The sequence below is a fragment of the Methylobacterium sp. M6A4_1b genome, assembly GCF_053345175.1.
Genome location: NZ_JBKEZQ010000004.1, coordinates 252,015 through 278,601, shown reverse-complemented (window position 1 = coordinate 278,601; position 26,587 = coordinate 252,015). Strand labels below are relative to the sequence as shown.

Genomic DNA, 26,587 nt, shown 5'->3' with positions numbered 1-26,587 from the left:
GCTTGGCGCCAAGAGGTCGTGTGCGTGAGCCTCATTCCGAAATCACACGCTGAGAGAGCTTCCAAGGGAAACTCCCATGGCATTCGATAACAGCCCCTTCCGGTACGGCGCCCAGCCGACCGGGTATGCCGGCAGCCAGGTCGAGATCGACCAGGGCCTGCGTACCTTCATGCTCGGCGTCTACAACAACATGGTCATCGGCCTCGGGATCTCCGGTCTCGTGGCGCTCGGCCTCAACATGGCCGCCGTCGCCCAGACGGCGACCGGCCGCGTTGCCCTGACGCCGTTCGGCCAGCTACTCTACACGAGCCCGCTCAAGTGGGTCGTGATGCTGGCGCCGCTCGCCTTCATCTTCATCTTCTCGATGCGGATGGATCGGATGTCCGCCGCTTCCGCGCGCCTGACCTTCTTCGCCTTCGCGGCGGTGATGGGTGCCTCGATGTCCTCGCTGCTGCTCGTCTTCACGGGCGCGAGCGTGGTGCGGGTGTTCTTCATCACGGCGGCGACCTTCGGTGGCCTCAGCCTCTACGGCTACACCACCAAGCGCAGCCTGTCGGGCATGGGCTCGTTCCTGGTGATGGGCCTGATCGGCCTGATCATCGCCTCGCTGGTGAACATCTTCCTCGCCTCTTCGGCGCTTCAGTTCGCGATCTCGGTGATCGGCGTCCTGATCTTCGCGGGCCTCACCGCCTACGACACGCAGAAGCTCAAGGAGATGTTCCTCTACAGCGGCGCCGATGCCGAGGGCGCGGCCAAGCTGTCGGTGAACGGAGCCCTGACGCTGTACCTGGACTTCATCAACATGTTCCAGATGCTGCTCTCGCTCCTCGGTGACCGCCGCTAAGCGAATTCGCCACCCGGACGAATGAGAAGGCCCCGGCGGTGACCACCGCCGGGGCCTTTTTGCTGGGCCGAGGGCTCGCCTGGCTCGGTCACACCGCGCGAAGGGGTGGCTCCAGCACGGCGAGCACCCGGGCGAGGTCGGTGCCGCGTTTCAATACCAGGCCGGAGGCCGCTACGACGGCGTAGGCGCCCTGGCGTCGCGCGAGCTTCGGGTCCTTCTCCACCCGGTAGAGCGGCATCTCCGAGCTGCGCCGGTAGATCGAGAACACCGCCTTGTCGCGCCGGAAATCGAGGGCGTAGTCGCGCCATTCACCCTGCGAGACCATCCGTCCGTAGAGATTGAAGAGGACGCGCAGCTCCGCACGGTCGAAGGCGATCTGGGGCGGAACCGGCGCGTTCGGAAAGGGAATGACCCGCGCGGCCGCGTCGGGCAATCGCGGATCGGCACCGGCTCTCTCGCTCATCGTCACTCCTGTTCCGGACTGATCCTCCATCATGGTGCCGCTCATCCACCGCCGCAAGGGCGCCGATTCGCTGCGCGCCTCCGAAACACATCACCACGATTTCGCCGCCATAAGGCCCAGCGTCGGCCTTGATGCGGCGCGACACCTGTTGCCGAAACTTCGTCGATCCTGTCCCCGAGCGGCGTCCGATCTCACCGGCTCCCCAGCTCTTCGGCCGGCGCCCGGTTCGGCGGGACCGACATCTCAGAGGTTTCGAGACCCAAGGACTTCAGGCCGCCTCCCCGGAGCGCGGCCCTTTTTTTGGCCCTGTCCCCCTCGTCCGATTCCAAAAATTCGGCCTCACGGAGAAAGTCCGTCTATGAAGGAGGCCAATTCACCGCCGGGGACGGGTCGTGGTCAGCTTCGATGCCGAGTTTCGCCAGACGCTCGCGACGCTGTTCGCCTGGCGCCGCGACGTACGCCGTTTCCGGGCTGATCCGGTCGACGAGGCGCTGCTGCGCCGCTGCCTCGATCTGGCGAGCTTCAGCCCCTCCGTCGGCAACAGCCAGCCGTGGCGTTTCGTCCGTGTCGCCGACCCGCAACGCCGCGGCGCGGTCATCGCGAGCTTCGAGCGCTGCAATGCCGCTGCCGCCGAGGCTTACGCGGCCGAGCAGCGCGAAGCCTATGTCCGTCTGAAGCTCGCCGGCCTGCGCGAGGCCCCGGTCCACCTCGCTGTCTTCTGCGACGAAGCCACCGCCACCGGGCACGGCCTCGGGCGCGCGACCATGCCGGAAATGCTGCGCTACTCCGTCGTCACCGCCGTCCAGACCTTCTGGCTCGCGGCGCGGGCGCACGGCCTCGGGGTCGGCTGGGTCTCCATCCTCGAACCCGACGCGGTCTGCGAGACCTTGCAGGTGCCCTGCGCCTGGAGCCTCGTCGCCTACCTCTGCGTCGGCCTGCCGGTGGAGGAGCACGAGGATCCGGAACTCGTCCGGCATGGCTGGCAACAGCGCCTCGGCACCGGGACGACGCTGATCGAGCGTTGAAATTGCCGGGACGTTGATCTTGCCGGGATAGGGAGAGTCAATGGATTCATAAGACGAGGCGTGGCTTTTGTCCGGATCCCGGATGCCATGCTTTACCGCGCCGGAGAGTTTCGGGGTATGACCACCAGCATATCGCCTCGCTTTACCGAAACGAGAACCTGCATCCGCGATTGATGGCCAAGCAAACGGTCACGCTTTCGGAGAGTCAGGTCATGGTCGGGTATGGGAAGTGGATTGCGGCGGCGGGCGTTGCCTTCGGCATGGGTCTCCTGGATCTGCCGGCCCAGGCGCGGGAGGTCGTCGCCTTCCATGACGGCGTCACGCCCGGTTCGATCATCGTCCGCACCGCCGAGCGACGGCTCTATCTCGTCAACGGTGACGGAACCGCGATCCGCTATCCCGTCGCCGTTGGAAAGCCGGGCAAGCAGTGGAGCGGCGCCACGCAGATCGATGGCAAGTATGTGGAGCCGGCCTGGTCGCCCCCGCGCGAGGTCAAGCGCGACAACCCGCGCCTGCCCGCCGTGATCGCCGGCGGTTCACCGTCGAACCCCATGGGCGTGGCGGCGATGACCCTGGCCGGCGGCGAGTATGCCATCCACGGCACCAATCGGCCGAACTCGATCGGCACCTACGCATCCTATGGCTGCATTCGCATGTTCAATCAGGACATCACCGATCTCTACGCCCGCGTCTCGGTGGGCACCCAGGTCTATGTGACCCGCTGATGGATCCGACGCCGTCGGATCTCCTCCTGCATTTCCCATGCGCAGCATCACGTGTGGAATGAGGTGTCGACCCGCAGCGCCGGCCGCCTACGTTGGATGGCATGATGGTGGATCATGACGACCGGCGACGGGCCCTCGATCGGGATGAAGCGGAGGCGGTTCCCCCGGAGCCTCCTCTCCAAACGGCCGCCCTACAGGCGGAGACGGCCGGCAGACATCCTGACGCATCTCCCGCCGTCTCCCTGATGATCACCAATCGTCAGCGAGCCGATCTCCGCGCCCTCGGGTTTTCGGAGGATGAGATCAGGATGCTGACGCCCGCCGAAGCGCACCGGCATCTCGGGCTCGACCGCGCGAAAGGCTGAGCGATCGATCGAACACCCTGTCGTCATGTTCGCGAGGGCCGGTCATCTGCGTCGATGCGCAGTCTTCTGTTGATGCCGGATCGGGCCGCCTATCCGACGTTACGCCTGCGCGTCTAGGGTCCCTGCGACGCGGCGCGGGTTTCGACCCGCGCGATCGGAGACCTGCCGGACCTGGACGAAGTGGCATCGATGCACGCCCTGGACGCGATCGCAGCCGCCCTCGAGACGACGGGGGCGTACCGGGTGCTTCGTCAGATCGAGCCGTTCGCGGCCGCCGAGACGCGGCCCGACGAGCCGACCTTCATCGGCCTGATCGTCGACACCGAGACCACGGGCCTGGATCACACCCGTGACACGGTCATCGAACTCGGCATGATCAAGTTCGAGTACGGTGCGAGCGGGCGTGTCTACCGAGTGCTCGCCACGCTCAACCAGCTCCAGGACCCGGGCCGGCCCATTCCGGCCGAGATCACACGCCTGACCGGGATCGGCGACGCCGACGTGGCTGGGCAAAGCATCGACGACGGCGCCGTGGCGGCCATGGCGGCCGACGCCGCCGTCGTGATCGCGCACAATGCCGGCTTCGACCGGCAGATATGCGAGGCCCGCTGGCCTGTCTTCGCGGAGAAGAACTGGGCCTGCTCGTGCCATCAGGTACCCTGGCGCACGGAAGGGCACGAGGGGTCGAAGCTCGGCTACCTGCTCATCGACCTCGGCTACTTCCACAAGGGCCACCGCGCCATCGACGATTGCCATGCGCTGCTGGCGCTGCTGGCGGCGCCTCTCAAGACCTCCGGACGCCTCGCTCTGTCCTGCCTGCTCGAGACCGCGCGCAAACCCACCGTGCGGGTCTGGGCCGCCGGTTCGCCCATCACCACGAAGGACGTCCTGAAGGGGCGCAGCTACCGCTGGAGTGGGCGGCGGCGCTGCTGGTACATTGACATCGAGGAAGACCGGCTCGATCTCGAGCGCGCCTTCCTGTGCCGTGAGATCTACCAGCGCGAGATCCACGACCTCGTGGCCGACCGGATCACCGCCCGCGACCGCTTCTCCATCCGCACCAACCCGGAAGCCTGACCCGGGCCGTGGCCTCCAACGTCAGAGCGGGCGCTTCGCTCGCCGTCCGAGGACCAGGGCGGCGGCCGTCGCGAGGCCTGTGGCGATCGCCAGGGTCGTCAGGGGATGGAGGGTGGCGCGGGTATAGGCGCTCGTGCGCATGACGTAGATCGGCGGATCGCCGCGCTCCGCGCCCGCCTGGACAGGGGCATGCAATGCGCCCGCGGGATTGCGCGGCGATTCCCCACGCTTCTGCAGCGCGATGATCGCAGGGGCGAGTTCGTCGTAGGCGCCGGGCACGAACTCCTTGCCCATCACGAACAACTTCCCGCCGCCGCCCACGAAGATGTCCCGCTGCGGATGCACGGCGGCGTGCAGGATGGCGTTGGCGACCTCGGACGGCGGGTAGATCGGCGGCGGCAGCGTCGGCTCGCGGTCCATGTAGTTGCGCGCCCGGTTCGGCAGCGGGGTGTCGACGGAGGCCGGCTTGACCAGGGTGACGGAGACCGGCGCACCCTCGGCGATCAGCTCCATGCGCAGGGTATCGGTGAAGCCCTTCACCGCGTGCTTGGAGGTCGCGTAGAGGCCCTGGAAGGGGAAGGCGAGGTCGGAGGCGACGCTGCCGACGTTGATCAGCGCGCCTCCGTGCCGCCTCAGGTGCTCGACCGCGACCAGGGAGCCGTACACCGTGCCCCAGAGGTTGGTCTGGATCAGGCGTTCGTGGTCGTCGAATTCGATCTCGCTCAAGGGGCCGTAGACGGTCAGGCCCGCGACGTTGACCCAGGTGTCGAAGCCGCCGAAGCTTGCCCGCGCCTCGTCGGCGATCGCCTGCACGTCCGCGCGCCGGCCGACATCCGCCGTGACATGGACGGCACGCCCTCCCTCGGCCTCGATCTCGCCGGCCACGCGGGCGAGCACGTCGGTGCTGCGCGCCGCCAACACGACCCGGGCGCCTCGCCGGGCCGCCATCCGCGCCGTCGCCAGCCCGATTCCACTGGAGGCGCCGGTGATGACGATGACCTGATCCCGCAGGGACTTATGTCTCATGCGCGCGTCTCCCGTTCGAGTTGGTCTGTCTGCCAGTGGAGGAAACGACGCGCGGAGGAGCCGCCCGTTGCGTCCGTGAGAGCCGCTTGCGGGAATGTCGCCCGAAGCGTCGGCGACCCGCGCCGGCGACCTGCCGCCGAGGACCGGGCGCAACGGACGAGCGCGCTCGTGTCGGCGTTAGGCTTCTTCGGCATCGACACCGCTCCGACGATGCCGCGCTGTCGGAGGGCCAGTCGGGGCGTGGCGCCCTTCCGGTCGAGAGAACGGAGGAGTTCGTGCAGCGGCGGGACGACGAACTCGTCGCCCGGCCTCGCACGCCGAGAGGCGTTCAGGCCGTCCTCGCACCCACCCGCGGCATGCTGCCGTCCCGCCTCGACTTCCATCGGGGATCCGACGCCCGTGCCGATCAATCGTTGACGGCCGAGACGGCGAGGGGCGGTGTCTGCTGGTGCTGTACGACGCGCCAGACCTCGTGGGAGACACGCCGGTACGTCGAGGTGCAGTCGGCTTCGTAAGATTCGTCGTCGCGCGATGCCCTGGCTTTGTAGGCGATGACGATGAGTCCCTCCTGCGGACGCGCGATCTGGCCGTGGGAGATCTCGATGTTCGACCAGCGCGGCGTCGCAGCAACGGCTTCGATGGCCTGCGTCCCGCTCAGTACGAAGGGGGGCGTCGGCAGAACCATCAGGCATTCGTCGTCGACCAATTCGCGATAATGGTCCGCATCTCCGGTCCACAAGCTCTTCTCGAACGACCAAACGCGATCATCGTCCATGGTCAACTCCTCGAATTCTCAGGTTCGAAGGATGACGCCCCTTGCGATCGGTTCGTTCCCTTGACCGAGGCAGCGGCATTTTCTCCTCGCCCGGCCGAATACAGGACGCCCGGAGGTGTCGGTCTCTGCTAGGCAGGCGGGACGCACGGACGAATGCGCGCGTCGTCGCCGAACAAGGTCCCTGACATGGCAGCCGGTCGCAGACTTTCCGAACGCTGGTTCACTTTCCTGCTCTGGCTCGTCGCGATCCTCTTCGCCTGGTTCCTGATCGGCCTCGGGTCCCTCGTCGTCGGTGATCTGCCGCAGGTCGAGCACCGCTACAGCGTCGATCAGTTCCTCGACGCGGAGCAGGCGCGGCCGGCCGCCGAAGCCTTGCGGCAGATCCGCCGCGAGCAGGCGGACAGCCGGCGCCGGACGGAGCAGGACCAGCTTGCCCTCGCGGCCGCGCGTTCCGCCTCCGAGGCTGCGCAGGAGACCTTCGCCAATTGGCTGAAGACCCGCGATGCCACCCAGCGGGTCGACCAGGATCCAGGCCTGATCGCGCGCACGCAGCAGCTCGATACCCTGAAGAGTGCGGAACGCACCATCGAGGAGCGCCTCGAGGAGCGGGCGAGCACCCAGCTCGGCCTCGTCGAGCGGGAGGAGGCCCAGGAGCGGATCGAAAGCACCCTGCGTGAAGCGGCTCAGGCGAAACTCAACGCCGCCGAAAGCGAGCAGGAACTGCGTGTCTTCGGCTATCGCCTCGCCCTCACGCTGCCGCTGCTGGCCCTGGCCGGTTGGCTGCTTCTGAAGCGGCGCCACACGCGCAACTGGCCCTTCGTCTGGGGCTTCGCCTTCGCGGCCGCCTTCGCGTTCTTCGTCGAACTCGTGCCCTACCTGCCGAGCTACGGCGGTTACGTGCAGTACGGCGTCGGGGTGATCCTGACCCTTGTCGTCGGTCGTTCGGCGATCAACGCCCTGCATGCCTACAACGAGCGCCAGAAGGCCGCCGAGGCACGACCGAACGAGGAGCGCCGGACGGAGATCGCGACCGACCAGGCCCTGCTCCGGCTCGCCAAGAAAGTCTGTCCCGGGTGCGAAAGGCCGGTCGACCTCATCAATCCGGAGGCGAACTTCTGCCCGCATTGTGGGATCGGTGTGTTCGAGCGCTGCCCGGCCTGCACGCACCGCAAGAGCACCTTCGAACGCTTCTGCTACGCCTGCGGAACCCCGGCCGCGGGACCCGCCTGAACGTCTCGCGTCGTTAAGCCGACCCTAACCCGATGGAAGCACCCTGGGCGCAACCTCGGGAATGGATCATGCGCGCAGCCTTCAGCCGGCTCTGGATCACCGTGAAGGCGATACTCGCGGTTGGGCTTCTGGCGGCCGGATCCCTCTATTCGGCCACCATCGTCGACCGAAAGGACCAGAGCACCTTCGCGTCCGCCCTCGTCGAGCCGGCGCTCACGGGCTCGATCAAGCCGGCACAGGGACGGTAGCGCCGCATCAACGCGCCGGAGGCGCCGTCGCTTCGATCGCGGTGAAGGACTCGAGGATGCGGTAGGTGTGCTCGGCCCCCTCGGGCACGAGCCAGGAATCGCCGGGTTCGAGGAGGACCGTCTCGCCTTCGAGGACCAATTCGGCCCTGCCGGCGACCACGTAGCCCACCGTGTCGTAGGGGCTTCTGGACATGGGCTTATCGGTATTGGGCGCTTCGTCGCGCCACATCCGCATCGCGACCGTCTGGCCGCGCGCCAGGGCGATCTCGCCGTGAGCGCCCTCGTTCGCGTTCCGGCTCGAAACCTTGATGACCATCGCCGTCGTCCTTCCCGGTGGAGTCCCGGCCGGGACAACGGGAGGGGACCGACCCCGTTCCGGCGGCGAAGCGTCCTCAGAAGTCGACGGCGATGCCCTTGATCTCCCAGTCGTCGTAGCGCACCGGCTCCAGGCCGCCCCGGCCCTGGCGCTCCCGCTTCTGCGCAATTCCGGCCGCATGCGCGTCGATCTCCGCGCGCCGCTCCGCGGCCTCCGCCAGCGCCCGGACAGCCTCCGGTGTCAGCGCCCGGCGCTCGGTCGGCGCCTCGTCGGCGAGGATTTCCATCGGTTCCGTGGTGGTCATGGCTTGCATCTCGGTGTGTCGAGTGGAAGGGCAATCGGAGATCGGCCCGTCGCGAACGGGCTCCTGGGTTAGGAAGTGGCATTCATGGCGATACGCCGCAACACGGATGGGCCGACGGCGCCGATCGACCGCAGCGTCGCGGGCTTGGCCGCCCGGCAGGTCGCCCACGGCGTGGTGGCCGACCTCATCGGCAAGACCCGCGGCTTCGCCCTGGAGGATGCCCTCGCTCAGGCGAGCCGAAACGCCGGACTGGACGCCGCCGATGCGGGCCTCGCCCGCGCCATCGCCACAGCCAGCTTCCGTCGCCTCGGCTTTCTGCACCGGGTGCTCGCTGCGCGGATGTCGCAGGGACTTCCCGGGGACCAGCCGCGCCTCGTGGCGCTCCTGGCGACCGGTGCCGTGCAGATCCTCGACCTCAACGTTCCCGACCACGCTGCCGTCGACCTCGGCGTGCGCCTCGCGAAGGCCGATCCGCAGCTCCAGCACCTCTCCGGTCTCGTCAACGCGGTGCTCCGCCGGATCGTGCGCGAGCGCGCCGAGATCGTGGCCGATCCGGGCGACCCCTTGTCGGACAACACGCCGGAGTGGCTCGCGCGCCGCTGGCGGGCCGCCTATGGCGAGGACACCGCCCGCGCCATCGCGACCGCCCACCTTCAGGGCGCGGCCCTCGACATCACCGTCCGAGGATCGGCCGATGCGTGGGCGGAACGTCTTGGCGGTGTGGCCTTGCCGACGGGGAGCGTGCGCCTGCACGACGTTCACGCCTCCGTCGCCGATCTGCCGGGCTACGCCGAAGGCCAGTGGTGGGTGCAGGACGCCGCCGCCGCGCTGCCGGCCCGACTTCTTTCCGTCCGTCCCGGCGAGCGCGTCGCCGACCTCTGTGCCGCCCCCGGCGGCAAGACCGCGCAGCTCGCCGCCACCGGTGCCTCGGTGCTGGCCGTGGACCGGTCGAGCCCGCGCCTCGAACGCCTTTCGCAGAACTTCGCCCGACTCGGTCTGGAGGCGGAGATCCGCGTCGGCGACGCCCTGGCGCTGCCTGACGACCTGACCTTCGACGCCGTCCTCCTCGATGCGCCGTGCTCGGCCACCGGCACCCTGCGACGCCACCCCGACGTGGCCTGGACGAAGACGGACAGCGACATCAGTCGCCTGATCGGGCTGCAGAAGCGGTTGTTCGACAAGGCCGCCGCCCTGGTGCGGCCCGGCGGGCGCCTCGTCTACTGCACCTGCTCCCTCGAGCGCGAGGAGGGCGAGTATCAGGTGGCGACCTTCCTCAATCGCAACCCGAACTTCGAGCGCGTGCCCATCGAGGCCGCGGAGCTCGGCGGGTTGTCGGACCCGATCGACGCCGCGGGGGATCTGCGAACGCTGCCCGCACACCTCAACGGCGCGACGCCGGATCTGCGCGGTGGCCTGGACGGGTTCTTCGCGAGCCGCCTTCGCCGGAGGGACTGATCGATGGGGCCGCCGTGGCCTGGACAGGTCCTTCGCAACGCGACCGCCACCGCCGCATTGCTGGCATCGCTCGTCGCCGGTCCCACGGTCGCCCGGGCGCAGTTCGATGGCCGCATCCTGCCGCTGCACCCGACCTATGCGCGCAATTCCACCTGCGCGCCCGTCGAGACCAGCATCCCCTTCGAAGTGCACGAAGGAACCCGCGACGTCGCCCTGTCGCCGTCACCGCGCGAGATGCCCCTGAACCAGGGCGAGAGCGCGATCTGTTTTGCCTACGCCACCGCCGATATGATCTCGCACCGACTGGGACGCCAAGTCGCACCCCTAGACGTCGCGACGAAGTACTACTTCGCCGACCCGGAGCGCCTGACGACGATCCCGGCCCTTCGCGAACACCTGGAGGCGCATCCGCGGTGGCGGGCCGACATCGCCTGGAGCCGCAATGCCGCCGAGATGTCCAACATCGGCAATCCGAAGCTGCTGCCGTACTTCGACAAGATCGAGGGCGGCGAGGAGGACACGGCCGCGCTCCTCTACAATATCGGCGGGCTGTGCGAGGACCGCGACCTGCCCTCCAACGATGGCTACCGCTACGTCACTCCGGTTCTGAAGCGCCTGCGCTACCGCAGCCGCCTTGCGCCGCAACGGATGTGCTTTCGCAGCCTCGCCGGGACGGTTGCGCATCTGCGCCACCCGCTGACGGACACCTTCAATGCGGGCTGGATCGCCCATGTGGAGGCGCGGTGCCGGCGCGTGCCCCTGCCGGTGCCGCTGCTGCCGGTGTCCTACCGGATCGCGGCCAATCAGGCCGAGTTCGTCGAAATGCGTGATTCCGGCACGCCGCCGAGTTCGCGTGCGATCGGCCGTATCTTGTCGATGATCGATTACGCCCTCGACCATGGCCGCGTGCCGACCATCGGCTACAGCTGGTACCTGCTGGAGGACCGTGATCCCAAGGATCCGGACATCCACGCCGATCATGCCAGTCCGGTCATCGGCCGGCGAAGGGTCGGCGGGCGCTGCGAGTACCGGGTGCAGGACAACACCGGCGAATATTGCGCCCGCATGCGGCCGGGCATGCGCGAGGCCTGTGAAAACGGCCGGGTCTGGGTCGACGAGGAAGCCCTGCGCCGCACACTCTACAGCGTCACGTATCTGCGCTGAGCGCCCCGGCCGCATCCAACGGATCGGGGAAACAAAACGGAGCCTCGCTCCGTTGCCTCGTCAATCACGAGGGAGCGCACCATGTCGTCACGCTGGATGACCCTGCAGGACATCGCCGACGCCCGCAGCATCAGTCTCGATCAGGCACGGGCCTGGATCGACGCCGTGCATTGTCCGCGGGTCTTTCGGGCCGCGACCACGCTCTATCTCGTCTGATCCGCTCCGACGCTCAGAGAAGGCGCCGGTCGAGCCGCAGGATACGGCAGGGGTCGCCGGCCTTGGCGGCCGGCGCATGCGGAGCGCGGATCAGCAGGGCCTCGGCCGACCCCAGGACGAAGAGCATCGAGGAATCCTGACGATTCTCGGGATGGACCACCGGAACCCGATCGGGGTCTGTCTCGATCCGCGACCGGAGGTAATCCTGGCGCACGTCGTTCGCGGCGAGATCCCGGCCGAGGACGGCCGGTTCGGACAGGTCCGCGGCGGCACGCGGATCGCCCAAGAGTGCACGGATCGCCGGGACGACGAAGAGCAGCCCGCAGACGACCGAGGCGACGGGATTGCCTGGGAGTCCGAGGACCGCCATGCGCCCGAGGCGGCCATGCATCAAGGGCTTCCCGGGGCGCAGGGCGACGCGCCAGAAGCCGAGCTCCAGGCCACGGGTCCTCAGCGCCGATTGCACGAGGTCGTGGTCGCCGACGGACGCACCCCCCAGCGTGATCAGGAGATCGGCGTCGGCCGCCACGGCGCGAAGGATCGCATCGTCGAGGGCGGCCAGCGTGTCGCCTGCGATTCCGAGATCGATCGCTTCGGCGCCGGCCTCGCGGACCAGGGCCGCCACGGCAAGCCCGTTCGAGGCGACGATCTGATCCCACCGCGCCGGGTCTCCGGGCGCGACGAGTTCGTCCCCGGTGGCGAGGATCGCCACGCGCGGGCGCCTCCGGACCGACAGCGTGCCGTGCCCGCCCGCCGCCGCGAGGGCGATACGACGGGGATCCAGGCCGTCGCCGGCGGCGACCAGCCGGTCGTCCGTTCGGAAATCGAGTCCGCTCGGGCGGACGAAGCGCCCGCGGAGCACCGGCTCCCGTGCGGTGACGGTCTCCGGCGTCGCCTCGGCATTCTCCTGGATCAGGATCGCGTCGGCGCCCTCCGGCACGGGCGCGCCGGTGAAGATCCGTACGGCTTCGCCGCGTCTCACCGAACCGGCGAAGCCGTGACCGGCCGAACTGGTGCCGATGAGCCGCAGCGTCGCGGGCGCGTCGGCGAGGTCGGCGCTGCGGACGGCGTAACCGTCCATGGCCGAGGCCGGGAAGGGCGGCTGCGTGCGGGTCGCCAGCACATCCGCCGCGAGCGTGCGCCCGGCCGCCTGCGCGATCGGGACGGTTTCCGCCTCGACCGGACCCGGGATCGCCGCGAGGACCCGCGACAGCGCCTCGGCGACCGGGATCATGCCCCCGGTGCCCTTCCCCTTCGAGGGCGCGTCGTTCAAGCCTGGTCCTCGGCGCGGTAGTCGCCGGAGCGCCCGCCATCCTTGGCCAGCAGGCGGATACCCTCGATGCGCATGCCGCGATCGGCTGCCTTCACCATGTCGTAGATCGTCAGGCAGGCCACCGAGACGGCCGTCAGCGCCTCCATCTCGACCCCGGTCGGCCCGAGCACCTTCACCTCCGCCGTCACCCGCAGGCCCGGCAGCCGGTCATCGGGCTCGCAATCCACGCGAACCTTCGAGAGCAGGAGGGGGTGACAGAGGGGAATGAGCTCGTGGGTTCGCTTCGCCGCCATGATGCCGGCGAGCCGCGCCGTGCCAATGACGTCGCCCTTCTTGGCATCGCCTTCCCGGATCAGCCGCAGGGTCTCGGGCAGCATGATCACCGAGCCGGTCGCGCGCGCCGTCCGGGTGGTGGCGTCCTTCTCCGAGACATCGACCATGTTGGCCGCGCCGGAGGCGTCGAGATGCGTGAGTTCGGCCATGGGCTCCTCAGGCCTTCGCGTCGCCGAAGAGCAGGCGGCGGGTGGCGGCGGTCACGTCGGCCTCGCGCATCAGACTCTCGCCGACCAGGACGGTGTCGAGACCGCTCTCGGCGAGGCGGACCACGTCGGCATGTCCGGCGATGCCGCTCTCGGCCACGGCGATCCGATCGGCCGGCACACCCTCGGCAAGCCGGATCGCCGTTTCGAACGAGACCTCGAAGGTCTTCAGGTTGCGGTTGTTGATGCCCACGAGCCGGGTGCCGAGCGGGATGGCCCGCGCCAGTTCGTCGGAATCATGCACTTCGACCAGAACGTCCATGCCGAGGTCGTGCGCGGTCTCGACCAGGGCGGCAGCCTCCTCGTCGTCGAGGCAGGCCATGATGACGAGGATGCAATCGGCGCCCCAGGCCCGCGCCTCGAACACCTGATAGGGCTCGAACAGGAAGTCCTTGCGCAGGACGGGCAGGGAGCAGGCGGCGCGCGCCTCGGTCAGATACTCGGGCTTGCCCTGGAACGAGGGCGCGTCGGTGAGGACCGACAGGCACGTGGCCCCGCCGGCCTCATAGGCGGCGGCGAGGACCGCCGGGTCGAAATCGGCCCGGATCAAGCCCTTCGACGGAGACGCCTTCTTCACCTCGGCGATCAGCGCCGGCCGCTTTCGGGCGATATGCGCCGCGATGGCGTCGGCGAAACCGCGCGGGGCCGAGACGTCCGCGATGCGCTTCTCGAGCTTGGTCTGCGGAACGCGCAGCTTCGCCTCCGCGATCTCGCGCCGCTTGTAGGTCTCGATGCGCGCGAGCACATCCTTCCGCTCCGTGGAAGGGATCTCGGAGACGGACCCGGGCTTAGGCTCGGACATGACGGGCTTTCAAGCGTTCGCGCGAAGATTTGAGAGGCGGACCAGCGTGTCTAGGGTGGCGCGCGCGGCGCCGCTGTCGAGGGCTTCGCCGGCCCGCGCGACGCCTTCGGCGAGGGACTGCGCGGCCTCCGCGACGACCAAGGCGGCACCGGCATTCAGCACCGCGATGTCGCGATAGGCGTTTCGCGCGCCGTCGAGGACCTGTCCGAGGGCGGCGGCGTTGTGGGCCGGATCGCCGCCGCGCAGGGCATCGAGGCCGTGCAGCGGCAGCCCGACCTCGCGCGGGTCGATGGTGAAGCGCGAGACGCGGCCGCCCTCCAGCGCCACGACGGCGGTGGGACCCGTGACGGTGATCTCGTCCAGGCCGTCGCTGCCGTGCACCGTCCAGACCCGGTCGCTGCCGAGCTGGGCCAGCACCTCGGTCAGCGGCTCCGCCCAGGCCGCGGACGACACCCCGAAGAGCTGGCGGCGCACGCCGGCCGGGTTGGCCAGGGGGCCGAGCATGTTGAAGATCGTGCGCGTCGGCAGTTCGGCCCGCACCGGTGCCACGTGACGCATGGCGGCGTGGTGCGTCTGCGCGAACATGAAGCACAGGCCCGCCTCCGCCAGGCAGAGGCTCAGCGCGTCGGGAGAGAGCCCGATGCGCACGCCGAGAGCCGCCAACACGTCGGCCGCCCCCGAGCGAGAGGTGGCGGCCCGGTTGCCGTGCTTGGCCACGGGCACGCCGCACGCCGCCGTGATGATCGCCGCCAGGGTCGAGACGTTGTAGCTGCCCGAATGGTCGCCGCCGGTGCCGACCACGTCGACCGCACCGGGCACGCTGCGGACCGGCAGCATCCGCGCCCGCATCGCCTCGACGGCGCCGACGATCTCGTCCGGCGCCTCGCCGCGGACCTTCAGGGCGATCAGAAAGGCGCTGGCCTGGACCGGCGTGACGTCGCCCGAGAGCAGGTCGTCGAAGGCCCGGCGGGCCTCGTCGCGCGTGAGGCTCGCACCCGTGGCGACCTTCGCGAGGAGGGGCTTGAAGGATTCCATGACACTCGGGCGCGCGGATCCGGTGCGAAGGACCGGGATTATTCCTGAGGGGTGACCTGTCCCGTCAATGCACGCCGTGGCGCGCCTTGTCACGCGCCGCGTTCCACGCCGCCGCGATGTCCAGGAAATTCCGCAGGATCTGCGATCCATGGTGCGAGAGGATGCTCTCGGGATGGAACTGCACGCCGTGCACGGGCAGGTGCGCGTGCTGCAGCCCCATGATCAGGCCGTCGGCTTCCGCCGTCACGCTCAGGTCGGTCGGACAGCCGTCGCGCTCCACCACGAGGGAATGGTAGCGGGTCGCATCGAAGGGGCCATTGAGGCCGCGAAAGATGCCCGAGGCCCGGTGCTGGATGCTGGAGACCTTGCCGTGCATGGGCGTCGGCGCGCGCACGACGTCGCCGCCGAAGGCCTGCCCGATGGCCTGCAGGCCGAGGCAGACCCCGAAGATCGGGATCTCGGCCGAGAGATCCCTGACGACGTCGAGGCAGATGCCGGCCTCGTTCGGCGAGCAGGGACCGGGCGACAGCACCACGGCGTCGGGCCGGCGCGCCCGGATCTCCTCGGTGCCGATCTCGTCGTTGCGCACCACAGCGATGGTGCCGCAGAGCGGGCCGATCAGGTGGACGAGGTTCCACGTGAAGGAATCGTAGTTGTCGATGACGAGGACGTCGGACATGGGCGGCTCACGCGCGGGCATGGGAGCGGTTTGACCGGACTCCTCCGGGGGGTCAACACATCCCGGCGCCGTCGCGTTACTGCCCCCGCCGCGCGCGGCTCGCGAACAGCACCGCGTCCTCCGCCGCGCGGAACAGCGCCTTGGCCTTGTTGACGCATTCCTGCTGTTCGGAGGCGGGGTCGGAATCGTAGACGATCCCGGCGCCGGCCTGGACGTGCATGCGGCCGTCCTTCACGAGCGCGGTGCGCAGGACGATGCAGGTGTCCATCTCGCCGCGCGCTCCGAAATAGCCGATGCAGCCGCCGTAGGGACCCCGCTTCTCGCGCTCCAGCTCGTCGATGATCTCCATGGCCCGCACCTTGGGCGCGCCCGAGACCGTGCCGGCCGGGAACCCGGCGGCCAGCGCCGCCAGGGTATCGTGCTTCGGGTCGAGGTCGCCCTCGACGTTCGAGACGATGTGCATGACCTGGCTGTAGAACTCGAGGAAGAACGAGCCCGTCACCGTGACGCTGCCGATGCGCGCGACGCGGCCGACGTCGTTGCGGCCGAGATCGAGCAGCATGAGGTGCTCCGAGCGCTCCTTCGGATCGGCGAGCAGTTCCTCCGCCAGGGCCTTGTCCTCGGCCGGGTCGGCCCCGCGCCGGCGCGTTCCGGCGATCGGCCGGATGGTGACGCGCCCGTCCCGCACGCGCACCAGGATCTCCGGCGAGGAGCAGACGAGCTGGAAATCCTCGAAGTCGAGGTAGCACAGGAACGGGGCCGGGTTGGTCCGCCGAAGCGAGCGATAGAGGGCCAGGGCCGGCAGCGTGAAGGGGGCTTCGAAGCGCTGGGACAGCACCACCTGGAAGACGTCGCCCGCGACGATGTACTCCTTGGCCCGGGCCACCATCGCCAGGTACGCGTCCGGCGTGGTGTTCGAGACCGGCTCGGGATGCGCGATCGCCCGCGGGTCGATGCGGGCCTCGACGGGGAGGGGGCCTTCGAGGATTTCCGCCACGCGCTCGAGCCGTGCCAGCGTCGCCTCGTAGGCTGCGCGGGCGCCGATCCCGGGCGCCGGACGCACCGGGCCGACCACCGTGATCAGATCGCGCACCGAATCGAAGACCACCATGACGCGCGGGCGCACCAGGATCGCGTCGGGCACCCCGATGGGATCGGGATTGGGCGTGCCCAGCGTTTCCATGGCGCGGACCATGTCGTAGCCGAGATAGCCGAACAGGCCGGCCGCCATCGGCGGCAGCACGTCGGCGTCGGCGCCGGCCCCGATGGCGCTCTCGGCGATCAGGGCGCGCAGGCTCGCCAGGGGTGCGGCGTCCTCGGGCGTGAACGCGGACAGGTCGGGACCCCGCGCGATCTCCGGTCGCCCGTCGCGGCAGCGCCAGGCCAGGTCGGGGTCGAGGCCGATCATCGAGTAGCGCCCGCGCACCACGCCGCCCTCGACGGATTCGAGGAGGAAGGCCGTGCCGGCATGCTGCGCCCGCAGCTTCAGGAAGGCGGCGACCGGGGTCTCGAGATCCGCCACCAGAGTCATGTTGAGAAGGGTCGGACGACCCGCAGCGTAGGCGTCCGCGAAGGCCGGGAAGGCCTGGTCCTGGAAGGCTGATTCTCGGAATTCCGACTCGCGGGTCATCGCCGGTTCAGTACTCGCCGCCGCCGATCGCCCGACGGAAGGCCGCCTGGTTGACGGTCACGCCCACGGAGGTCTGCACATCGCCGATGTACTCGCCGAGGACGTCGTCGGCGATGGTCGGCTGGAATCGCTTGGTGATCGCCTCGTCCTCCGGCGAACCGGGCACGAAGGCCGGCATCGATGCGGCGGTGACCTTGAACAGGGCGCGGCTCTCGCCGGCCTCGGCCGAGGCCGACTTGTCGACGGCCGTCGCGAAGACGCGGTTGACCACCTCGGCCGTCAGGTCGCCCTGCGCCTGGTTGCGGGCCAGATCGGTCAGGGTCTGGACGTTCAGGCCGGTGTCCGACGCGACCGCCTCGACGGTCTCGCCCTTGTCGAGGCGCGCCGACAAGTCCTTGGCCTTCGCGAGGAGCCGGCTCTGGACCTCGGCCGCGCGCCAGCGCGTGACGACCTCGTCGCGGACTTCGTCCAGGGGCTTGTCGTGGGCGCGGTCGATGCTCGTCACGTCGTACCAGACGTAGCCGCCGGTCTTCGTGCGCAGGGGCTCGTTGTCGCCGCCCATCTCGGCCCGGAACAGGGCCGTCACGGTGGTGTCGCGATCCGGGATGCCCTCGACGGTCCTCCCCGCGGGATCGAGACCCTGCGCGCTGACGGCCGGAATGGTCCGCAGAGGCAGGTCGCGCTCCTTCGCGATGTCGGCCAGGGGTTTCGAGTTCGCGCGTTGCTCCTCGATCGCGTCGTGCGCCGCATCGATCCCGCTGCCGGCGCGCTCCAGGGCGATGGCCTTGGCGATGTCGGCCGAAACGACGGCCAGCGGCTTGACCGTCTCCGGTTCGATGGCCGTGACGCGCAGCAGGACGGTGCCGAAGCGGCCCTTCACCGGAGTGCTGACCGTGTTCACCGGCAGGCCGAAGGCGGTGTCCGCCACGGCGGGATCGAACAGCTCGGCCTTCGACAGGGTGCCGAGGGAGAGGTTCTTCGGATCGGCGCCGGTCTCGGCGGCCACCGCCTCGAACGGCTTCTCGCCGGACTCGACCGCCTTGCGGGCCGCCTCGGCGGCGGCCTGATCCGGGAAGACGATCTGCTGGATCGTGCGGCGCTCGGGCGTGCCGTAGCGGCTCTTCTCGGAATCGTAGCGCTTGGCGATGTCCTCGGCGGTCACGGCCTCCGGCTTGGCCATCGCCTGCGGGTCGAGGACCAGCAGGGTGACGGCGCGCGCTTCCGGCGCGCGGAACGCGGATTTGTTCTCCTCGTAATACGCCCTGACCGCGTCTTCCGAAGGGGCCGGGACGTCGCCGGCCACGGAGGGCGGCAGCATCATCAGGGCGACCGACCGGCGCTCGGTGGTATAGCGGTGCACCGCCTCGCGCAGGGCCTCCGGGACGTGCAGGTCGGCCGCGACCGCCTCGGCGAGCTGGAGGCGGGCGGCGACGGCCCGCTGCTCGCGCACGAAGGTGGCTTCGTTGATGCCGGCGCGCTGAAGGGTCTGGTAGAAGAGGGCGGGATCGAACTTGCCGTCCGCGCCCTGGAAGCTCTTCTCCTCCTGGATCGCCCGCAGCACCGCCGCGTCGGGGATGCTCAGGCCGAGGGCGGCGGTCTGCTGATCGAGGGAAGCCTCGCTGACCAGCTGCGCCAGGACCTGCCGGTCGATGCCGAGGGCGCGGGCCTGATCCGGCGTCAGGGTGCGGCGGGTCTGGCTCTGGTAGCGCTGGAGCTGGTTCTGGTAGGCGCTGCGCACGGTCTCCGCGGAGATCTGCGCCCGGCCGACGGTGGCCACGCTGGTGGACGAGCCCGCGCGGAAGAACTCCTCGACGCCGAAGATCGCCACGCCGGCGATCAGGAAGGTGAAGACCACCGTGAGAATGATCTTGCCGAGCCAGTGCTGGCTGGCCTTGCGCATGTTCTGCAGCATCGGACGTCCGCGTACCCGTCGGGTGGGCGCCGGGAGCGCCCGTCATTCCTGGGAAAGTCGCTCGCGATAGACCATCCGGGCTGTCACCGCAAAGGGCGTTCGCGGTTTGCGCCGCCTATTAGGCTCTGTTAGGGCCGGCACAACCGCGAAGCGAAGCCATATCAGCGAGGAATGGGATGACGAAGTCGGGGCGACGGCCGCTGGTGGCCGGCAACTGGAAGATGAACGGGCTGCGCAGCTCGGTTGCCGTGGTCGAGGCCGTCCGCAATGGCTTGACCGCCGACCTCCTCGAGACGGTCGACGTCCTGATCTGCCCGCCCTCCACGCTGATCGCCTCCTGCGTCGCCGCCACCTACGGCTCGCCCATCGCCATCGGCGGCCAGAACCTGCACGCCAAGCCGAACGGCGCCTTCACGGGCAGCATCTCGGCCGAGATGCTGTCGGATCTCGGCGCCTCCTACGTCATCGTCGGCCATTCCGAGCGCCGGGCCTACCATCACGAGACCGATGACGGCGTCCACGCCAAGGCGCTCGCCGCCCGCCGCGCCGGCCTCTGCGGCATCATCTGCGTCGGCGAGACCAAGGAGGAGCGCGAGGAGGGCCGGACCCTCGACATCGTACGCGCGCAGCTCGCGATCGGTGTGCCGAAGGGGGCCACGGCGAAGGACACGGTCATCGCGTACGAGCCGGTCTGGGCGATCGGTACCGGCCTGACCCCGACCCCGGCCGACATCGCCGAGGTTCACGCCTCGCTTCGCGAGATGCTGGGGCAGCTCATCGGCGCCGAGGCGCAGGCGGTGCGAATCCTCTACGGCGGCTCGGTGAAGCCGAGCAACGCCCGCGAGTTGATGGCCGTGGAGAACGTCGACGGTGCGCTGGTGGGCGGCGCCAGCCTCGTCGCCGACGATTTCCTCGGCATCGCCCGCGCCTACCTGCGTTGAACGGCCTTCAGGACGCTTCGCGCGCGCGGGTTCTTCGGGGTGGCGCGGGCGAGGCCACGTCGATGACCCGACGGCTGAGATGACCCGGCGATCGGACGAGGACCTCGCCTGGGCTGTCGAGGAGGCCTGCCGCAACGCCCGGCCTTCGCCGCTCGAGATCGCCCTCGGCGGCTGGATGCTGCGGGCGTCCGGCGGCCCGACGCGGCGGACGAACTCGCTCAATCCCCTGCGCGGGTGGCGCGACGATCCCGCCGTCGTCGTCGCGGAGGCCGAGACCGTCTACCGCGGCCTCGGACAGCCCCTGATCGTCCGGGTGCCCGATCTCGTGCCGGAGATGGATCTCCTCCTCGACGATCTCGGGTACCGCCGGGAAGGCGAGACGTGCACGCTCTACGCGGAGCTCGCTACGCGTGAGACCTGCTCCTTCGGGGAGGTCCGAGTCTCCGCGGCCCCGGACGCGGCGTGGCTGACGGCGCGGGCGGCCTGCGAGGGGGTGGTGTCGGAGGCGGCCTCGGAGAGCTACAGCGCCTCGCTCGCGTGCCTCATCCTGCCGCGCCTCTTCGTCCGGCGAATCGAAGCGGACGTCACGGTCGCCGTTGCCTACGGCTCGGTGCACCGGGGAATCCTCGTCTTCGAATCCGTCGCGACCCACCCGGCCCATCGCCGGGCGGGACACGCGCGCAGCCTGATCCTGGCCCTGATGGCATGGGCGCGGGGTCGGGGAGCGACCGGAGCCTGCCTGCAGGTGGTCGCCGGGAACGCGCCGGCCCGTGCCCTTTATGCCGGGCTCGGGTTTTCCCGCGGCCTCTACGGCTATCGCTATCGGCGCCGAGATTGAGCCTCCCCGCGATGCCTCTCAGAGCTTGAAGGCTTGGCGGGCCAGCAGCCGCCAGCGACCGCCCTCTCGATGCCAGACCTGAAGCACGCCGACATGCACGGGCACGGTCTTGCCGTTCGCGACGGTTTCTCCGTCGAAGACGTGCCGGACCACCGCATCGTCCCCGACGACGGAGGCGCTGCGGTTCGTCAGCGTGATCGTGGGGAATTGGGAGCGCCGGCTGGTCAACGCCTCCACGAAGGCGGCCTTGTCCTGCACCGCCCCGCTCGAATGGCCGTAGCTCAGACCATCGAGGACCAGCGCCTCCAGGGCCGTCCCATCCGCGGCCAGCATGGCCCGCGTGAGGGCATCGACCGCCGCCTCGACGTCCCCCTCGGGACCCGCGGCCCGGACCGGGAGCGCGACGAGACACGCGACAGCGAGGACGAAGCCGAGCAGGGCTCCGAGGACGGATGAACGGGGCTTGGTCAAGACGCTCGCCTTCCACATGTGGGCTTCGACGCCACGCCGTTTGGGAGCAGGGCGTCTCGCGCTTCGATCTGGTGCCACCATAAACCCGTCGCGCCCCGATGGGGACCGTGCTCGTCCTCGGATTTTCGGACCATCCGGCGTTCCTGTGGCGCACGGGTCCCCGAACCCTGATTCCGGGCGGAGGATCCCTTCCGGGAGGCACCGCGGCTTTGTCCCCCCACCGCGTCGTTCCGGTTCGCCAGGGGCGAGCCCGGAAGCCGGAGCCGCCGATCCCGCTGCCGGGTCGAGCGCGCGTCACGGCTCTGGATTCCGGGCTTCGCTGCGCGGACGCGGAACGACGGAGCCGGATCGATCGCAGGGAAGCCATCGAAGTGAAGCCATGCCGCGTCGACCGGAATGCGAAGGACCGGAATGCGACGCCCTGGCCGGCGCATCGGTCCAGTTGGCGCGCGGGGCCATCTGGTGTATGGCCCCGCGGATATGTCGGCGGTGCCAGGACTCTCCGGCCCGTGGTGCACCCGTACCTGTTCCATCACTCCGGAACGGGCATGCGGTCGATGAATCTTCCGGAAACCCGATGCAGACCGTTCTGATCTCGATCCATCTCATCGTCGTCCTCGGCCTCATCGCCGTGGTCCTGCTCCAGCGCTCCGAGGGAGGCCTCGGCCTCGGGGGCGGCGGCAGCGGTGGCGTCGCGGGGTTCATGACCGGTCGCGGCCAGGCCAACGCCCTGACGCGGGCGACCGCCATCCTCGCCGCGCTGTTCTTCACAACCAGCATGGCGCTGGCGATCCTGTCCCATCGGAGTGCCGCGCCGCGTTCGATCCTGGAAGGCACCGGGACCAGCCAGCCGGCGACGCAGCCGAATGCCGGCAACCTGCTCGACACCCTCCGGGGCCAGAGCGGCGGCCAGCCCGGCACGCCGGCTCAGCCCGGTACTCCTGCCCAGGTGCCCGAGACCGCGCCGGCCCAGCCGGCCGTTCCGCAGGCACCGCAGTCGCGCTGATCACGCGCGCCTGGGCACGTCGGGCGCCTGTCCCGGCGAAGGCGTAGCGGCGACGGGCTCGCGGGATCCATCGGGGTCGACCGAGCGGACAGGTCGTCGAGGAATGCGGCGTCCAAGGGATTGGACGCCGATCATCGTTGAAATGCCGATGCAACGACGTCCTCGCCGCGCTTGCGCTCGCATCGCGGGGGACAGGCGTTTTTGTTGTTTGGCGAATCGTCTTCCCTTGTTTATGGACCGAGGCCCATGACGCGGTACGTATTCATCACCGGCGGCGTGGTTTCCTCGCTCGGCAAGGGTCTCGCATCGGCGGCGCTCGCTGCCCTGCTGCAGGCGCGCGGTTACAAGGTCCGGCTGCGCAAGCTCGATCCCTACCTGAACGTCGATCCGGGCACGATGAGCCCGACGCAGCACGGCGAGGTCTTCGTCACGGACGACGGCGCCGAGACTGATCTCGACCTCGGGCATTACGAGCGCTTCACCGGGCTCGCCGCGACCCGGGCCGACAACATCACCACCGGGCGGATCTACCTCGACATCATCACCAAGGAACGGCGCGGGGACTATCTCGGCGCGACGATCCAGGTGATCCCGCACGTCACCAACGCGATCAAGGACTTCGTCCTCGAAGGCAACGAGGCCTTCGACTTCGTGCTGGTGGAGATCGGCGGCACCGTCGGCGACATCGAGGGCCTGCCGTTCTTCGAGGCGATCCGGCAGCTCGGGCAGGAACTGCCGCGCGGCGCCACCGCCTTCGTGCACCTGACCCTGCTGCCCTACATTCCGTCCGCCGGCGAGTTGAAGACCAAGCCGACGCAGCACTCCGTGAAGGAGCTGCGCTCCATCGGCATCCAGCCCGACCTGCTGCTCTGCCGCTGCGACCGGCCGATCCCCAACGACGAGCGGCGCAAGCTCGGCCTGTTCTGCAACGTGCGCGAGACCGCGGTGATCGAGGCGCGCGACGTGGCCTCGATCTACGACGTGCCGCTCTCCTATCGCGAGGCCGGACTCGACCGCGAGGTGCTGGCGCATTTCGGCCTGCCCTCGCAGGACGAGCCCGACCTGTCGCGTTGGCGCACCATCTCCGAGCGGGTGAAGAACCCCGAAGGCGAGGTCTCCATCGCCATCGTGGGCAAGTACACGGGGCTCAAGGACGCCTACAAGTCGCTGACCGAGGCGCTGACCCACGGCGGCATCGCCCATCGGGTCAAGGTCAACCTCGAATGGATCGAGGCCGAGGTGTTCGAGCGCGAGGATCCCGCGCCGTTCCTGGAGGGCATCCACGGCATCCTCGTGCCGGGCGGGTTCGGCCAGCGCGGCGCCGAGGGGAAGATCCGCGCCGCCCGCTACGCCCGCGAACGCAAGATCCCGTATTTCGGCATCTGCTTCGGCATGCAGATGGCCGTGATCGAGGCGGCCCGTGCGCTGGCAGGCGTCACGGACGCCAACTCGACCGAGTTCGGCGAGACGACCGAGCCGGTGGTCGGCCTCCTGACCGAGTGGCTGAAGGGCAACGAGCTCGAGCGCCGCGCCGCGGCCGGCGACCTCGGCGGCACCATGCGTCTCGGAGCCTATCAGGCCAGTTTGCGCCCGGATTCGAAGATCGCCGAGATCTACGGCACCACCGCCATCTCCGAGCGTCACCGCCATCGCTACGAGGTCAACATGGCCTATCGCGAGCGCCTGGAGGCGAAGGGTCTGCGATTCTCGGGCCTTTCGCCGGACGGACTCCTGCCGGAGACCGTGGAGCATGTCGGGCATCCCTGGTTCATCGGCGTGCAGTTCCATCCCGAGCTGAAGTCTCGCCCCTTCGAGCCGCACCCGTTGTTCGAGAGCTTCATCGGCGCCGCCATCGTGCAGAGCCGTCTGGTCTGATGCCCCGGAGGCGCTCCGCATGACGTCGATCGCGGGGCTGGGGCCTTTCCTGGCCTATCTGGCGGTCGCCCTCGGTCTGGTCGCGCTCTACCTCGGCGTCTATCTCCAGGCGACGGGGCACCGCGAGATCGCGCTGATCCGCCGGAACAATCTCGCGGCGGCGCTCGCGCTCGGCGGCAGCCTGGTGGGCTACACGCTGCCGCTCGCCGTCTCGATCCACAACGCGCAATCGATTCTCGATTGCATCGTCTGGGGGCTGGTGGCGCTCATCGTGCAGGTCACGGTCTATCTCGCGACGCGCCTTCTCCTGCCGGACCTGTCCCGGCGCATCGAGGCCGGCGAGACCGCGGCCGCGACCCTGCTCGCGGCGAACTCGCTCGCGGCCGGGATCCTCGATGCGGCGGCGATGACCTACTGAACCGGTTTCGAAGATCCGTTCCGGCAAATCCCTTTCCGGCGGTCAAGCGCGTCACCACATCCGCGTCTGGCCGGGTCATCGGACCGGCAAGGAGCTGGCCGCGACGTGCGGCCTGAACGGGAATGCCTTCGCAGGACGAGACGGGTGGCACGGATCGGAGCCGGGGCCTGAAGCGCTCCGAGACGGTGACGCTGATCCTCCTGGCGGGTGCGGGCGCGGCATCGGTGGCCCTGGCCCGGATCGATCCGACCCAGAGGATGGAAGACATCCGCGTCTATCCGAATGCGGAGGCCTGCGGATTGGGCCGCGTGCGAACGGTCGAGGACTGCCGGGCCGAGTATGCGGAGGCCCTTCGGACCTACGCGACGGCGGCCCCCGCCTATCCGACGCGCGATCTGTGCGAGGCCCAGCACGGCATCGGGCAGTGCCGGCGGCGGGACACGGCCGCGCAGCCGGGGGACGAATCGTTCGTCCCGCTGATGGTGGCCTACGCGGTCGGGCTCACGGCGGCGCAAGAGCTCGAACCCCAGCCGCTCTTTCGGAATGCCGGCGCGGACCGAAGCCTCGGCCCGGCATCCCCGGCGAGCTATCGGACGAGCTGGGGATGCCCGATCGCTCCGGCCGCCGACGGGACGAGCAGCGCCGCGCGGGTGCCGGCGGCGTCCGTCCGGCGCACGGTCTTCGGCGGCTTCGGCGCGACGGGACGCGAGATCTGCGGCGAGCCCGAAACGACGCATCACGGGGGCGGTTGATGCGCCGCGTCTTCCTCGGGGAACGTCCCGACTGGCGTGATTCCGCGGCGCGCAACGGCTTCCACTTCCACACGCTGGACGACATGCCGTACTGGCACGAGAGCCACGCCTATGCGTTCTCGCTCACGGAGATCGAGCGGGACATCGAAGCGGCGAGCGCCGACCTGCACGCCCTCTGCCTGGATTTCGTCGATGCGGCCGTCGCGGATGCGCGCATCCTCACCTCGCTCCAGATCCCGGAGCACGCCTGGGACGCCGTGCGCGAGAGCTGGCGCCGCGGGGATCCGTCCCTCTACGGCCGGCTCGACCTGGCCTATGACGGTTCCGGGCCGGCCAAGCTCCTCGAATACAACGCCGACACGCCGACGGCCCTCTACGAGACCGGCGCCTTCCAGTGGATCTGGTTCGAGGACCTGCTGGCGCGCGGGCGGCTTCCGGCCGGCTCCGACCAGTTCAACGCGGTGCACGAGCGACTGATCGGTCGTTTTCGCGAGATGCCCGGGGACGGCACCCTGGCCTTCGCCGCCTTCGCGGAGGCCGCCGAGGATCGCGGCACCGTCGCCTATCTGGAGGATTGCGCGCGGCAGGCCGGTCTCGATGGCCGGTTCCTCGATCTCGCCGATATCGGTCTCGACGAGCGGTCCCGCTTCGTCGATCGGCGCGCGGTGCCGATCAGCCGCCTGTTCAAGCTCTACCCGTGGGAGTGGGCCTTCCGGGATGCCTTCGCGGCGGAACTCGGCCGGACCGAGACCCGGTTCCTGGAGCCCCCCTGGAAAGCGGTGCTGTCGAACAAGGGACTGCTGCCGCACCTCTATGCGCGCGAGCCGAACCACCCGAACCTGTTGCCGGCCTATTTCGAGTCCGATCCGGCCAAGGCTCGCCTGGGGGAAAGCTTCGTCCGCAAGCCCCTCCTGTCACGGGAGGGGGCCAACATCCTGATGGTCGAGAACGGCGTGACGATCGCGCGGCCCGAAGGTCCCTATGGGATGGAAGGCCATATCCGCCAGGCGCTGGCGCCGCTTCCGGACTTTGGCGGGCGCCGACCGCTCGTCGGATCCTGGATCGTCGGTGACGCGCCGGCCGGGCTCTGCATCCGGGAAGGGGCCGGTCCGGTGACGACGAACGCGGCCCTCTTCGTCCCGCATTACATCGCGCCGGCATGACGCCCGGGCGGAACGTCGCC

Annotated in this window: 29 protein-coding genes; 16 read left to right on the top strand and 13 right to left on the bottom strand. The window is 69.5% G+C overall.

Annotated features, from left to right (window positions below; genetic code table 11):
- Window positions 1-76: 76 nt before the first annotated feature.
- A complete protein-coding gene (locus ACLBWX_RS06660; protein WP_447676276.1) occupies window positions 77-844 on the top strand; it encodes a Bax inhibitor-1/YccA family protein in 768 nt (255 codons plus the stop codon).
- A gap of 88 nt (window positions 845-932) precedes the next feature.
- On the opposite strand, the gene ACLBWX_RS06655 is transcribed toward ACLBWX_RS06660, so the two are convergent.
- A complete protein-coding gene (locus tag ACLBWX_RS06655) occupies window positions 933-1,307 on the bottom strand; it encodes a DUF2794 domain-containing protein (protein ID WP_056476279.1) in 375 nt (124 codons plus the stop codon).
- Between the two features lie 392 nt (window positions 1,308-1,699).
- On the opposite strand from ACLBWX_RS06655, the gene bluB reads away from it, so the two are divergent.
- The 3 genes from bluB (at window position 1,700) to ACLBWX_RS06640 (ending at window position 4,499) form a co-directional block, all read left to right on the top strand.
- Window positions 1,700-2,332: a 5,6-dimethylbenzimidazole synthase gene (bluB, locus tag ACLBWX_RS06650; protein ID WP_447676275.1), complete on the top strand. Its 633-nt coding sequence runs from the start codon at window positions 1,700-1,702 to the stop codon at window positions 2,330-2,332.
- 260 nt (window positions 2,333-2,592) lie between these two features.
- A complete protein-coding gene (locus ACLBWX_RS06645) occupies window positions 2,593-3,057 on the top strand; it encodes a L,D-transpeptidase (RefSeq protein WP_447676318.1) in 465 nt (154 codons plus the stop codon).
- Between the two features lie 554 nt (window positions 3,058-3,611).
- Window positions 3,612-4,499, top strand: coding sequence for a 3'-5' exonuclease (locus ACLBWX_RS06640; RefSeq protein WP_447676274.1), 888 nt, complete (start codon window positions 3,612-3,614; stop codon window positions 4,497-4,499).
- A 21-nt stretch (window positions 4,500-4,520) separates the two neighbouring features.
- Here ACLBWX_RS06640 and ACLBWX_RS06635 read toward each other — a convergent pair whose 3' ends face one another.
- Together ACLBWX_RS06635 and ACLBWX_RS06630 are read right to left on the bottom strand one after the other, a co-directional pair.
- Complete coding sequence (locus ACLBWX_RS06635) at window positions 4,521-5,525, bottom strand: SDR family oxidoreductase (protein ID WP_447676273.1); 1,005 nt, start codon at window positions 5,523-5,525, stop codon at window positions 4,521-4,523.
- Window positions 5,526-5,931: 406 nt separating this feature from the next.
- The gene (locus ACLBWX_RS06630; RefSeq protein WP_447676272.1) at window positions 5,932-6,300 is read right to left on the bottom strand and encodes a DUF4440 domain-containing protein; all 369 of its coding nucleotides are present in this window, start codon (window positions 6,298-6,300) and stop codon (window positions 5,932-5,934) included.
- Window positions 6,301-6,486: 186 nt separating this feature from the next.
- Here ACLBWX_RS06630 and ACLBWX_RS06625 point away from each other — a divergent pair, with 186 nt between their 5' ends.
- Window positions 6,487-7,530, top strand: coding sequence for a double zinc ribbon domain-containing protein (locus ACLBWX_RS06625; protein ID WP_447676271.1), 1,044 nt, complete (start codon window positions 6,487-6,489; stop codon window positions 7,528-7,530).
- A gap of 68 nt (window positions 7,531-7,598) precedes the next feature.
- Window positions 7,599-7,778 (top strand): hypothetical protein, encoded by a 180-nt coding sequence (locus tag ACLBWX_RS06620; RefSeq protein ID WP_447676270.1) that lies wholly within the window; start codon window positions 7,599-7,601, stop codon window positions 7,776-7,778.
- A 7-nt stretch (window positions 7,779-7,785) separates the two neighbouring features.
- Here the strand turns inward: ACLBWX_RS06620 and ACLBWX_RS06615 are convergent, their stop codons facing one another.
- Window positions 7,786-8,094 (bottom strand): cupin domain-containing protein, encoded by a 309-nt coding sequence (locus ACLBWX_RS06615; protein WP_447676269.1) that lies wholly within the window; start codon window positions 8,092-8,094, stop codon window positions 7,786-7,788.
- Between the two features lie 76 nt (window positions 8,095-8,170).
- The gene (locus ACLBWX_RS06610; protein WP_447676268.1) at window positions 8,171-8,398 is read right to left on the bottom strand and encodes a DUF1674 domain-containing protein; all 228 of its coding nucleotides are present in this window, start codon (window positions 8,396-8,398) and stop codon (window positions 8,171-8,173) included.
- Window positions 8,399-8,482: 84 nt separating this feature from the next.
- Between ACLBWX_RS06610 and ACLBWX_RS06605 the strand changes: the two genes are divergently transcribed.
- From ACLBWX_RS06605 to ACLBWX_RS06595, 3 genes are all read left to right on the top strand, one after another.
- Window positions 8,483-9,853: an RsmB/NOP family class I SAM-dependent RNA methyltransferase gene (locus ACLBWX_RS06605; protein ID WP_447676267.1), complete on the top strand. Its 1,371-nt coding sequence runs from the start codon at window positions 8,483-8,485 to the stop codon at window positions 9,851-9,853.
- A 3-nt stretch (window positions 9,854-9,856) separates the two neighbouring features.
- Window positions 9,857-11,017, top strand: coding sequence for a hypothetical protein (locus ACLBWX_RS06600; protein ID WP_447676266.1), 1,161 nt, complete (start codon window positions 9,857-9,859; stop codon window positions 11,015-11,017).
- 81 nt (window positions 11,018-11,098) lie between these two features.
- On the top strand, window positions 11,099-11,233 hold the full coding sequence (locus tag ACLBWX_RS06595; protein ID WP_447676265.1) for a hypothetical protein: 135 nt from the start codon (window positions 11,099-11,101) through the stop codon (window positions 11,231-11,233).
- A 13-nt stretch (window positions 11,234-11,246) separates the two neighbouring features.
- On the opposite strand, the gene ACLBWX_RS06590 is transcribed toward ACLBWX_RS06595, so the two are convergent.
- From ACLBWX_RS06590 to ACLBWX_RS06560, 7 genes are all read right to left on the bottom strand, one after another.
- Window positions 11,247-12,467 (bottom strand): molybdopterin molybdotransferase MoeA, encoded by a 1,221-nt coding sequence (locus ACLBWX_RS06590; protein WP_447676317.1) that lies wholly within the window; start codon window positions 12,465-12,467, stop codon window positions 11,247-11,249.
- A 35-nt stretch (window positions 12,468-12,502) separates the two neighbouring features.
- Window positions 12,503-12,988, bottom strand: coding sequence for a cyclic pyranopterin monophosphate synthase MoaC (moaC, locus tag ACLBWX_RS06585; RefSeq protein ID WP_447676264.1), 486 nt, complete (start codon window positions 12,986-12,988; stop codon window positions 12,503-12,505).
- 7 nt (window positions 12,989-12,995) lie between these two features.
- Window positions 12,996-13,847: an indole-3-glycerol phosphate synthase TrpC gene (trpC, locus tag ACLBWX_RS06580; protein WP_447676263.1), complete on the bottom strand. Its 852-nt coding sequence runs from the start codon at window positions 13,845-13,847 to the stop codon at window positions 12,996-12,998.
- A gap of 9 nt (window positions 13,848-13,856) precedes the next feature.
- Entirely contained in the window at window positions 13,857-14,882 is a 1,026-nt protein-coding gene (gene trpD / locus ACLBWX_RS06575) for an anthranilate phosphoribosyltransferase (RefSeq protein WP_447676262.1), read from the bottom strand.
- A gap of 64 nt (window positions 14,883-14,946) precedes the next feature.
- Window positions 14,947-15,561, bottom strand: a complete 615-nt coding sequence (locus ACLBWX_RS06570) for an anthranilate synthase component II (protein ID WP_447676261.1) — start codon at window positions 15,559-15,561, stop codon at window positions 14,947-14,949.
- Window positions 15,562-15,637: 76 nt separating this feature from the next.
- Complete coding sequence (trpE, locus tag ACLBWX_RS06565; protein ID WP_447676260.1) at window positions 15,638-17,191, bottom strand: anthranilate synthase component I; 1,554 nt, start codon at window positions 17,189-17,191, stop codon at window positions 15,638-15,640.
- 7 nt (window positions 17,192-17,198) lie between these two features.
- Window positions 17,199-19,103 (bottom strand): peptidyl-prolyl cis-trans isomerase, encoded by a 1,905-nt coding sequence (locus tag ACLBWX_RS06560; RefSeq protein WP_447676259.1) that lies wholly within the window; start codon window positions 19,101-19,103, stop codon window positions 17,199-17,201.
- A gap of 176 nt (window positions 19,104-19,279) precedes the next feature.
- Here ACLBWX_RS06560 and tpiA point away from each other — a divergent pair, with 176 nt between their 5' ends.
- Entirely contained in the window at window positions 19,280-20,044 is a 765-nt protein-coding gene (gene tpiA / locus ACLBWX_RS06555) for a triose-phosphate isomerase (protein ID WP_447676258.1), read from the top strand.
- Window positions 20,045-20,123: 79 nt separating this feature from the next.
- A complete protein-coding gene (locus tag ACLBWX_RS06550) occupies window positions 20,124-20,882 on the top strand; it encodes a GNAT family N-acetyltransferase (protein ID WP_447676257.1) in 759 nt (252 codons plus the stop codon).
- 18 nt (window positions 20,883-20,900) lie between these two features.
- Here the strand turns inward: ACLBWX_RS06550 and ACLBWX_RS06545 are convergent, their stop codons facing one another.
- A complete protein-coding gene (locus ACLBWX_RS06545; protein WP_447676256.1) occupies window positions 20,901-21,353 on the bottom strand; it encodes a nuclear transport factor 2 family protein in 453 nt (150 codons plus the stop codon).
- Between the two features lie 577 nt (window positions 21,354-21,930).
- On the opposite strand from ACLBWX_RS06545, the gene secG reads away from it, so the two are divergent.
- From secG to ACLBWX_RS06520, 5 genes are all read left to right on the top strand, one after another.
- Window positions 21,931-22,359 carry a preprotein translocase subunit SecG gene (secG, locus tag ACLBWX_RS06540; RefSeq protein WP_056476208.1) on the top strand — a complete coding sequence of 143 codons (429 nt, stop codon included), beginning with the start codon at window positions 21,931-21,933 and terminating at the stop codon, window positions 22,357-22,359.
- A gap of 246 nt (window positions 22,360-22,605) precedes the next feature.
- A complete protein-coding gene (locus ACLBWX_RS06535; protein ID WP_447676255.1) occupies window positions 22,606-24,234 on the top strand; it encodes a CTP synthase in 1,629 nt (542 codons plus the stop codon).
- A gap of 19 nt (window positions 24,235-24,253) precedes the next feature.
- Window positions 24,254-24,652, top strand: a complete 399-nt coding sequence (locus tag ACLBWX_RS06530) for a DUF350 domain-containing protein (protein WP_447676254.1) — start codon at window positions 24,254-24,256, stop codon at window positions 24,650-24,652.
- A 122-nt stretch (window positions 24,653-24,774) separates the two neighbouring features.
- Entirely contained in the window at window positions 24,775-25,404 is a 630-nt protein-coding gene (locus ACLBWX_RS06525) for a DUF1190 domain-containing protein (protein WP_447676253.1), read from the top strand.
- The gene (locus ACLBWX_RS06520) at window positions 25,404-26,567 is read left to right on the top strand and encodes a glutathionylspermidine synthase family protein (RefSeq protein ID WP_447676252.1); all 1,164 of its coding nucleotides are present in this window, start codon (window positions 25,404-25,406) and stop codon (window positions 26,565-26,567) included. Before ACLBWX_RS06525 ends, ACLBWX_RS06520 begins: the two co-directional genes overlap by 1 nt.
- Window positions 26,568-26,587 lie beyond the last annotated feature (20 nt).

Bases quoted from the DNA above. Each gene is read 5' to 3' on its own strand.
- secG (WP_056476208.1), top strand. From the start codon at position 21,931: ATGCAGACCGTTCTGATCTCGATCCATCTCATCGTCGTCCTCGGCCTC.
- ACLBWX_RS06520 (WP_447676252.1), top strand. From the start codon at position 25,404: ATGCGCCGCGTCTTCCTCGGGGAACGTCCCGACTGGCGTGATTCCGCG.
- ACLBWX_RS06570 (WP_447676261.1), bottom strand. From the start codon at position 15,561: ATGTCCGACGTCCTCGTCATCGACAACTACGATTCCTTCACGTGGAAC.
- ACLBWX_RS06525 (WP_447676253.1), top strand. From the start codon at position 24,775: ATGCCTTCGCAGGACGAGACGGGTGGCACGGATCGGAGCCGGGGCCTG.
- ACLBWX_RS06645 (WP_447676318.1), top strand. From the start codon at position 2,593: ATGGGTCTCCTGGATCTGCCGGCCCAGGCGCGGGAGGTCGTCGCCTTC.
- trpE (WP_447676260.1), bottom strand. From the start codon at position 17,191: ATGACCCGCGAGTCGGAATTCCGAGAATCAGCCTTCCAGGACCAGGCC.
- ACLBWX_RS06550 (WP_447676257.1), top strand. From the start codon at position 20,124: ATGACCCGGCGATCGGACGAGGACCTCGCCTGGGCTGTCGAGGAGGCC.
- ACLBWX_RS06600 (WP_447676266.1), top strand. From the start codon at position 9,857: ATGGGGCCGCCGTGGCCTGGACAGGTCCTTCGCAACGCGACCGCCACC.
- ACLBWX_RS06590 (WP_447676317.1), bottom strand. From the start codon at position 12,467: ATGATCCCGGTCGCCGAGGCGCTGTCGCGGGTCCTCGCGGCGATCCCG.
- ACLBWX_RS06625 (WP_447676271.1), top strand. From the start codon at position 6,487: ATGGCAGCCGGTCGCAGACTTTCCGAACGCTGGTTCACTTTCCTGCTC.
- trpD (WP_447676262.1), bottom strand. From the start codon at position 14,882: ATGGAATCCTTCAAGCCCCTCCTCGCGAAGGTCGCCACGGGTGCGAGC.
- ACLBWX_RS06535 (WP_447676255.1), top strand. From the start codon at position 22,606: ATGACGCGGTACGTATTCATCACCGGCGGCGTGGTTTCCTCGCTCGGC.
- trpC (WP_447676263.1), bottom strand. From the start codon at position 13,847: ATGTCCGAGCCTAAGCCCGGGTCCGTCTCCGAGATCCCTTCCACGGAG.
- ACLBWX_RS06630 (WP_447676272.1), bottom strand. From the start codon at position 6,300: ATGGACGATGATCGCGTTTGGTCGTTCGAGAAGAGCTTGTGGACCGGA.
- ACLBWX_RS06615 (WP_447676269.1), bottom strand. From the start codon at position 8,094: ATGGTCATCAAGGTTTCGAGCCGGAACGCGAACGAGGGCGCTCACGGC.
- ACLBWX_RS06610 (WP_447676268.1), bottom strand. From the start codon at position 8,398: ATGACCACCACGGAACCGATGGAAATCCTCGCCGACGAGGCGCCGACC.
- ACLBWX_RS06530 (WP_447676254.1), top strand. From the start codon at position 24,254: ATGACGTCGATCGCGGGGCTGGGGCCTTTCCTGGCCTATCTGGCGGTC.
- ACLBWX_RS06635 (WP_447676273.1), bottom strand. From the start codon at position 5,525: ATGAGACATAAGTCCCTGCGGGATCAGGTCATCGTCATCACCGGCGCC.
- ACLBWX_RS06660 (WP_447676276.1), top strand. From the start codon at position 77: ATGGCATTCGATAACAGCCCCTTCCGGTACGGCGCCCAGCCGACCGGG.
- tpiA (WP_447676258.1), top strand. From the start codon at position 19,280: ATGACGAAGTCGGGGCGACGGCCGCTGGTGGCCGGCAACTGGAAGATG.
- ACLBWX_RS06655 (WP_056476279.1), bottom strand. From the start codon at position 1,307: ATGAGCGAGAGAGCCGGTGCCGATCCGCGATTGCCCGACGCGGCCGCG.
- ACLBWX_RS06605 (WP_447676267.1), top strand. From the start codon at position 8,483: ATGGCGATACGCCGCAACACGGATGGGCCGACGGCGCCGATCGACCGC.
- ACLBWX_RS06595 (WP_447676265.1), top strand. From the start codon at position 11,099: ATGTCGTCACGCTGGATGACCCTGCAGGACATCGCCGACGCCCGCAGC.
- ACLBWX_RS06640 (WP_447676274.1), top strand. From the start codon at position 3,612: ATGCACGCCCTGGACGCGATCGCAGCCGCCCTCGAGACGACGGGGGCG.
- ACLBWX_RS06560 (WP_447676259.1), bottom strand. From the start codon at position 19,103: ATGCTGCAGAACATGCGCAAGGCCAGCCAGCACTGGCTCGGCAAGATC.
- ACLBWX_RS06620 (WP_447676270.1), top strand. From the start codon at position 7,599: ATGCGCGCAGCCTTCAGCCGGCTCTGGATCACCGTGAAGGCGATACTC.
- moaC (WP_447676264.1), bottom strand. From the start codon at position 12,988: ATGGCCGAACTCACGCATCTCGACGCCTCCGGCGCGGCCAACATGGTC.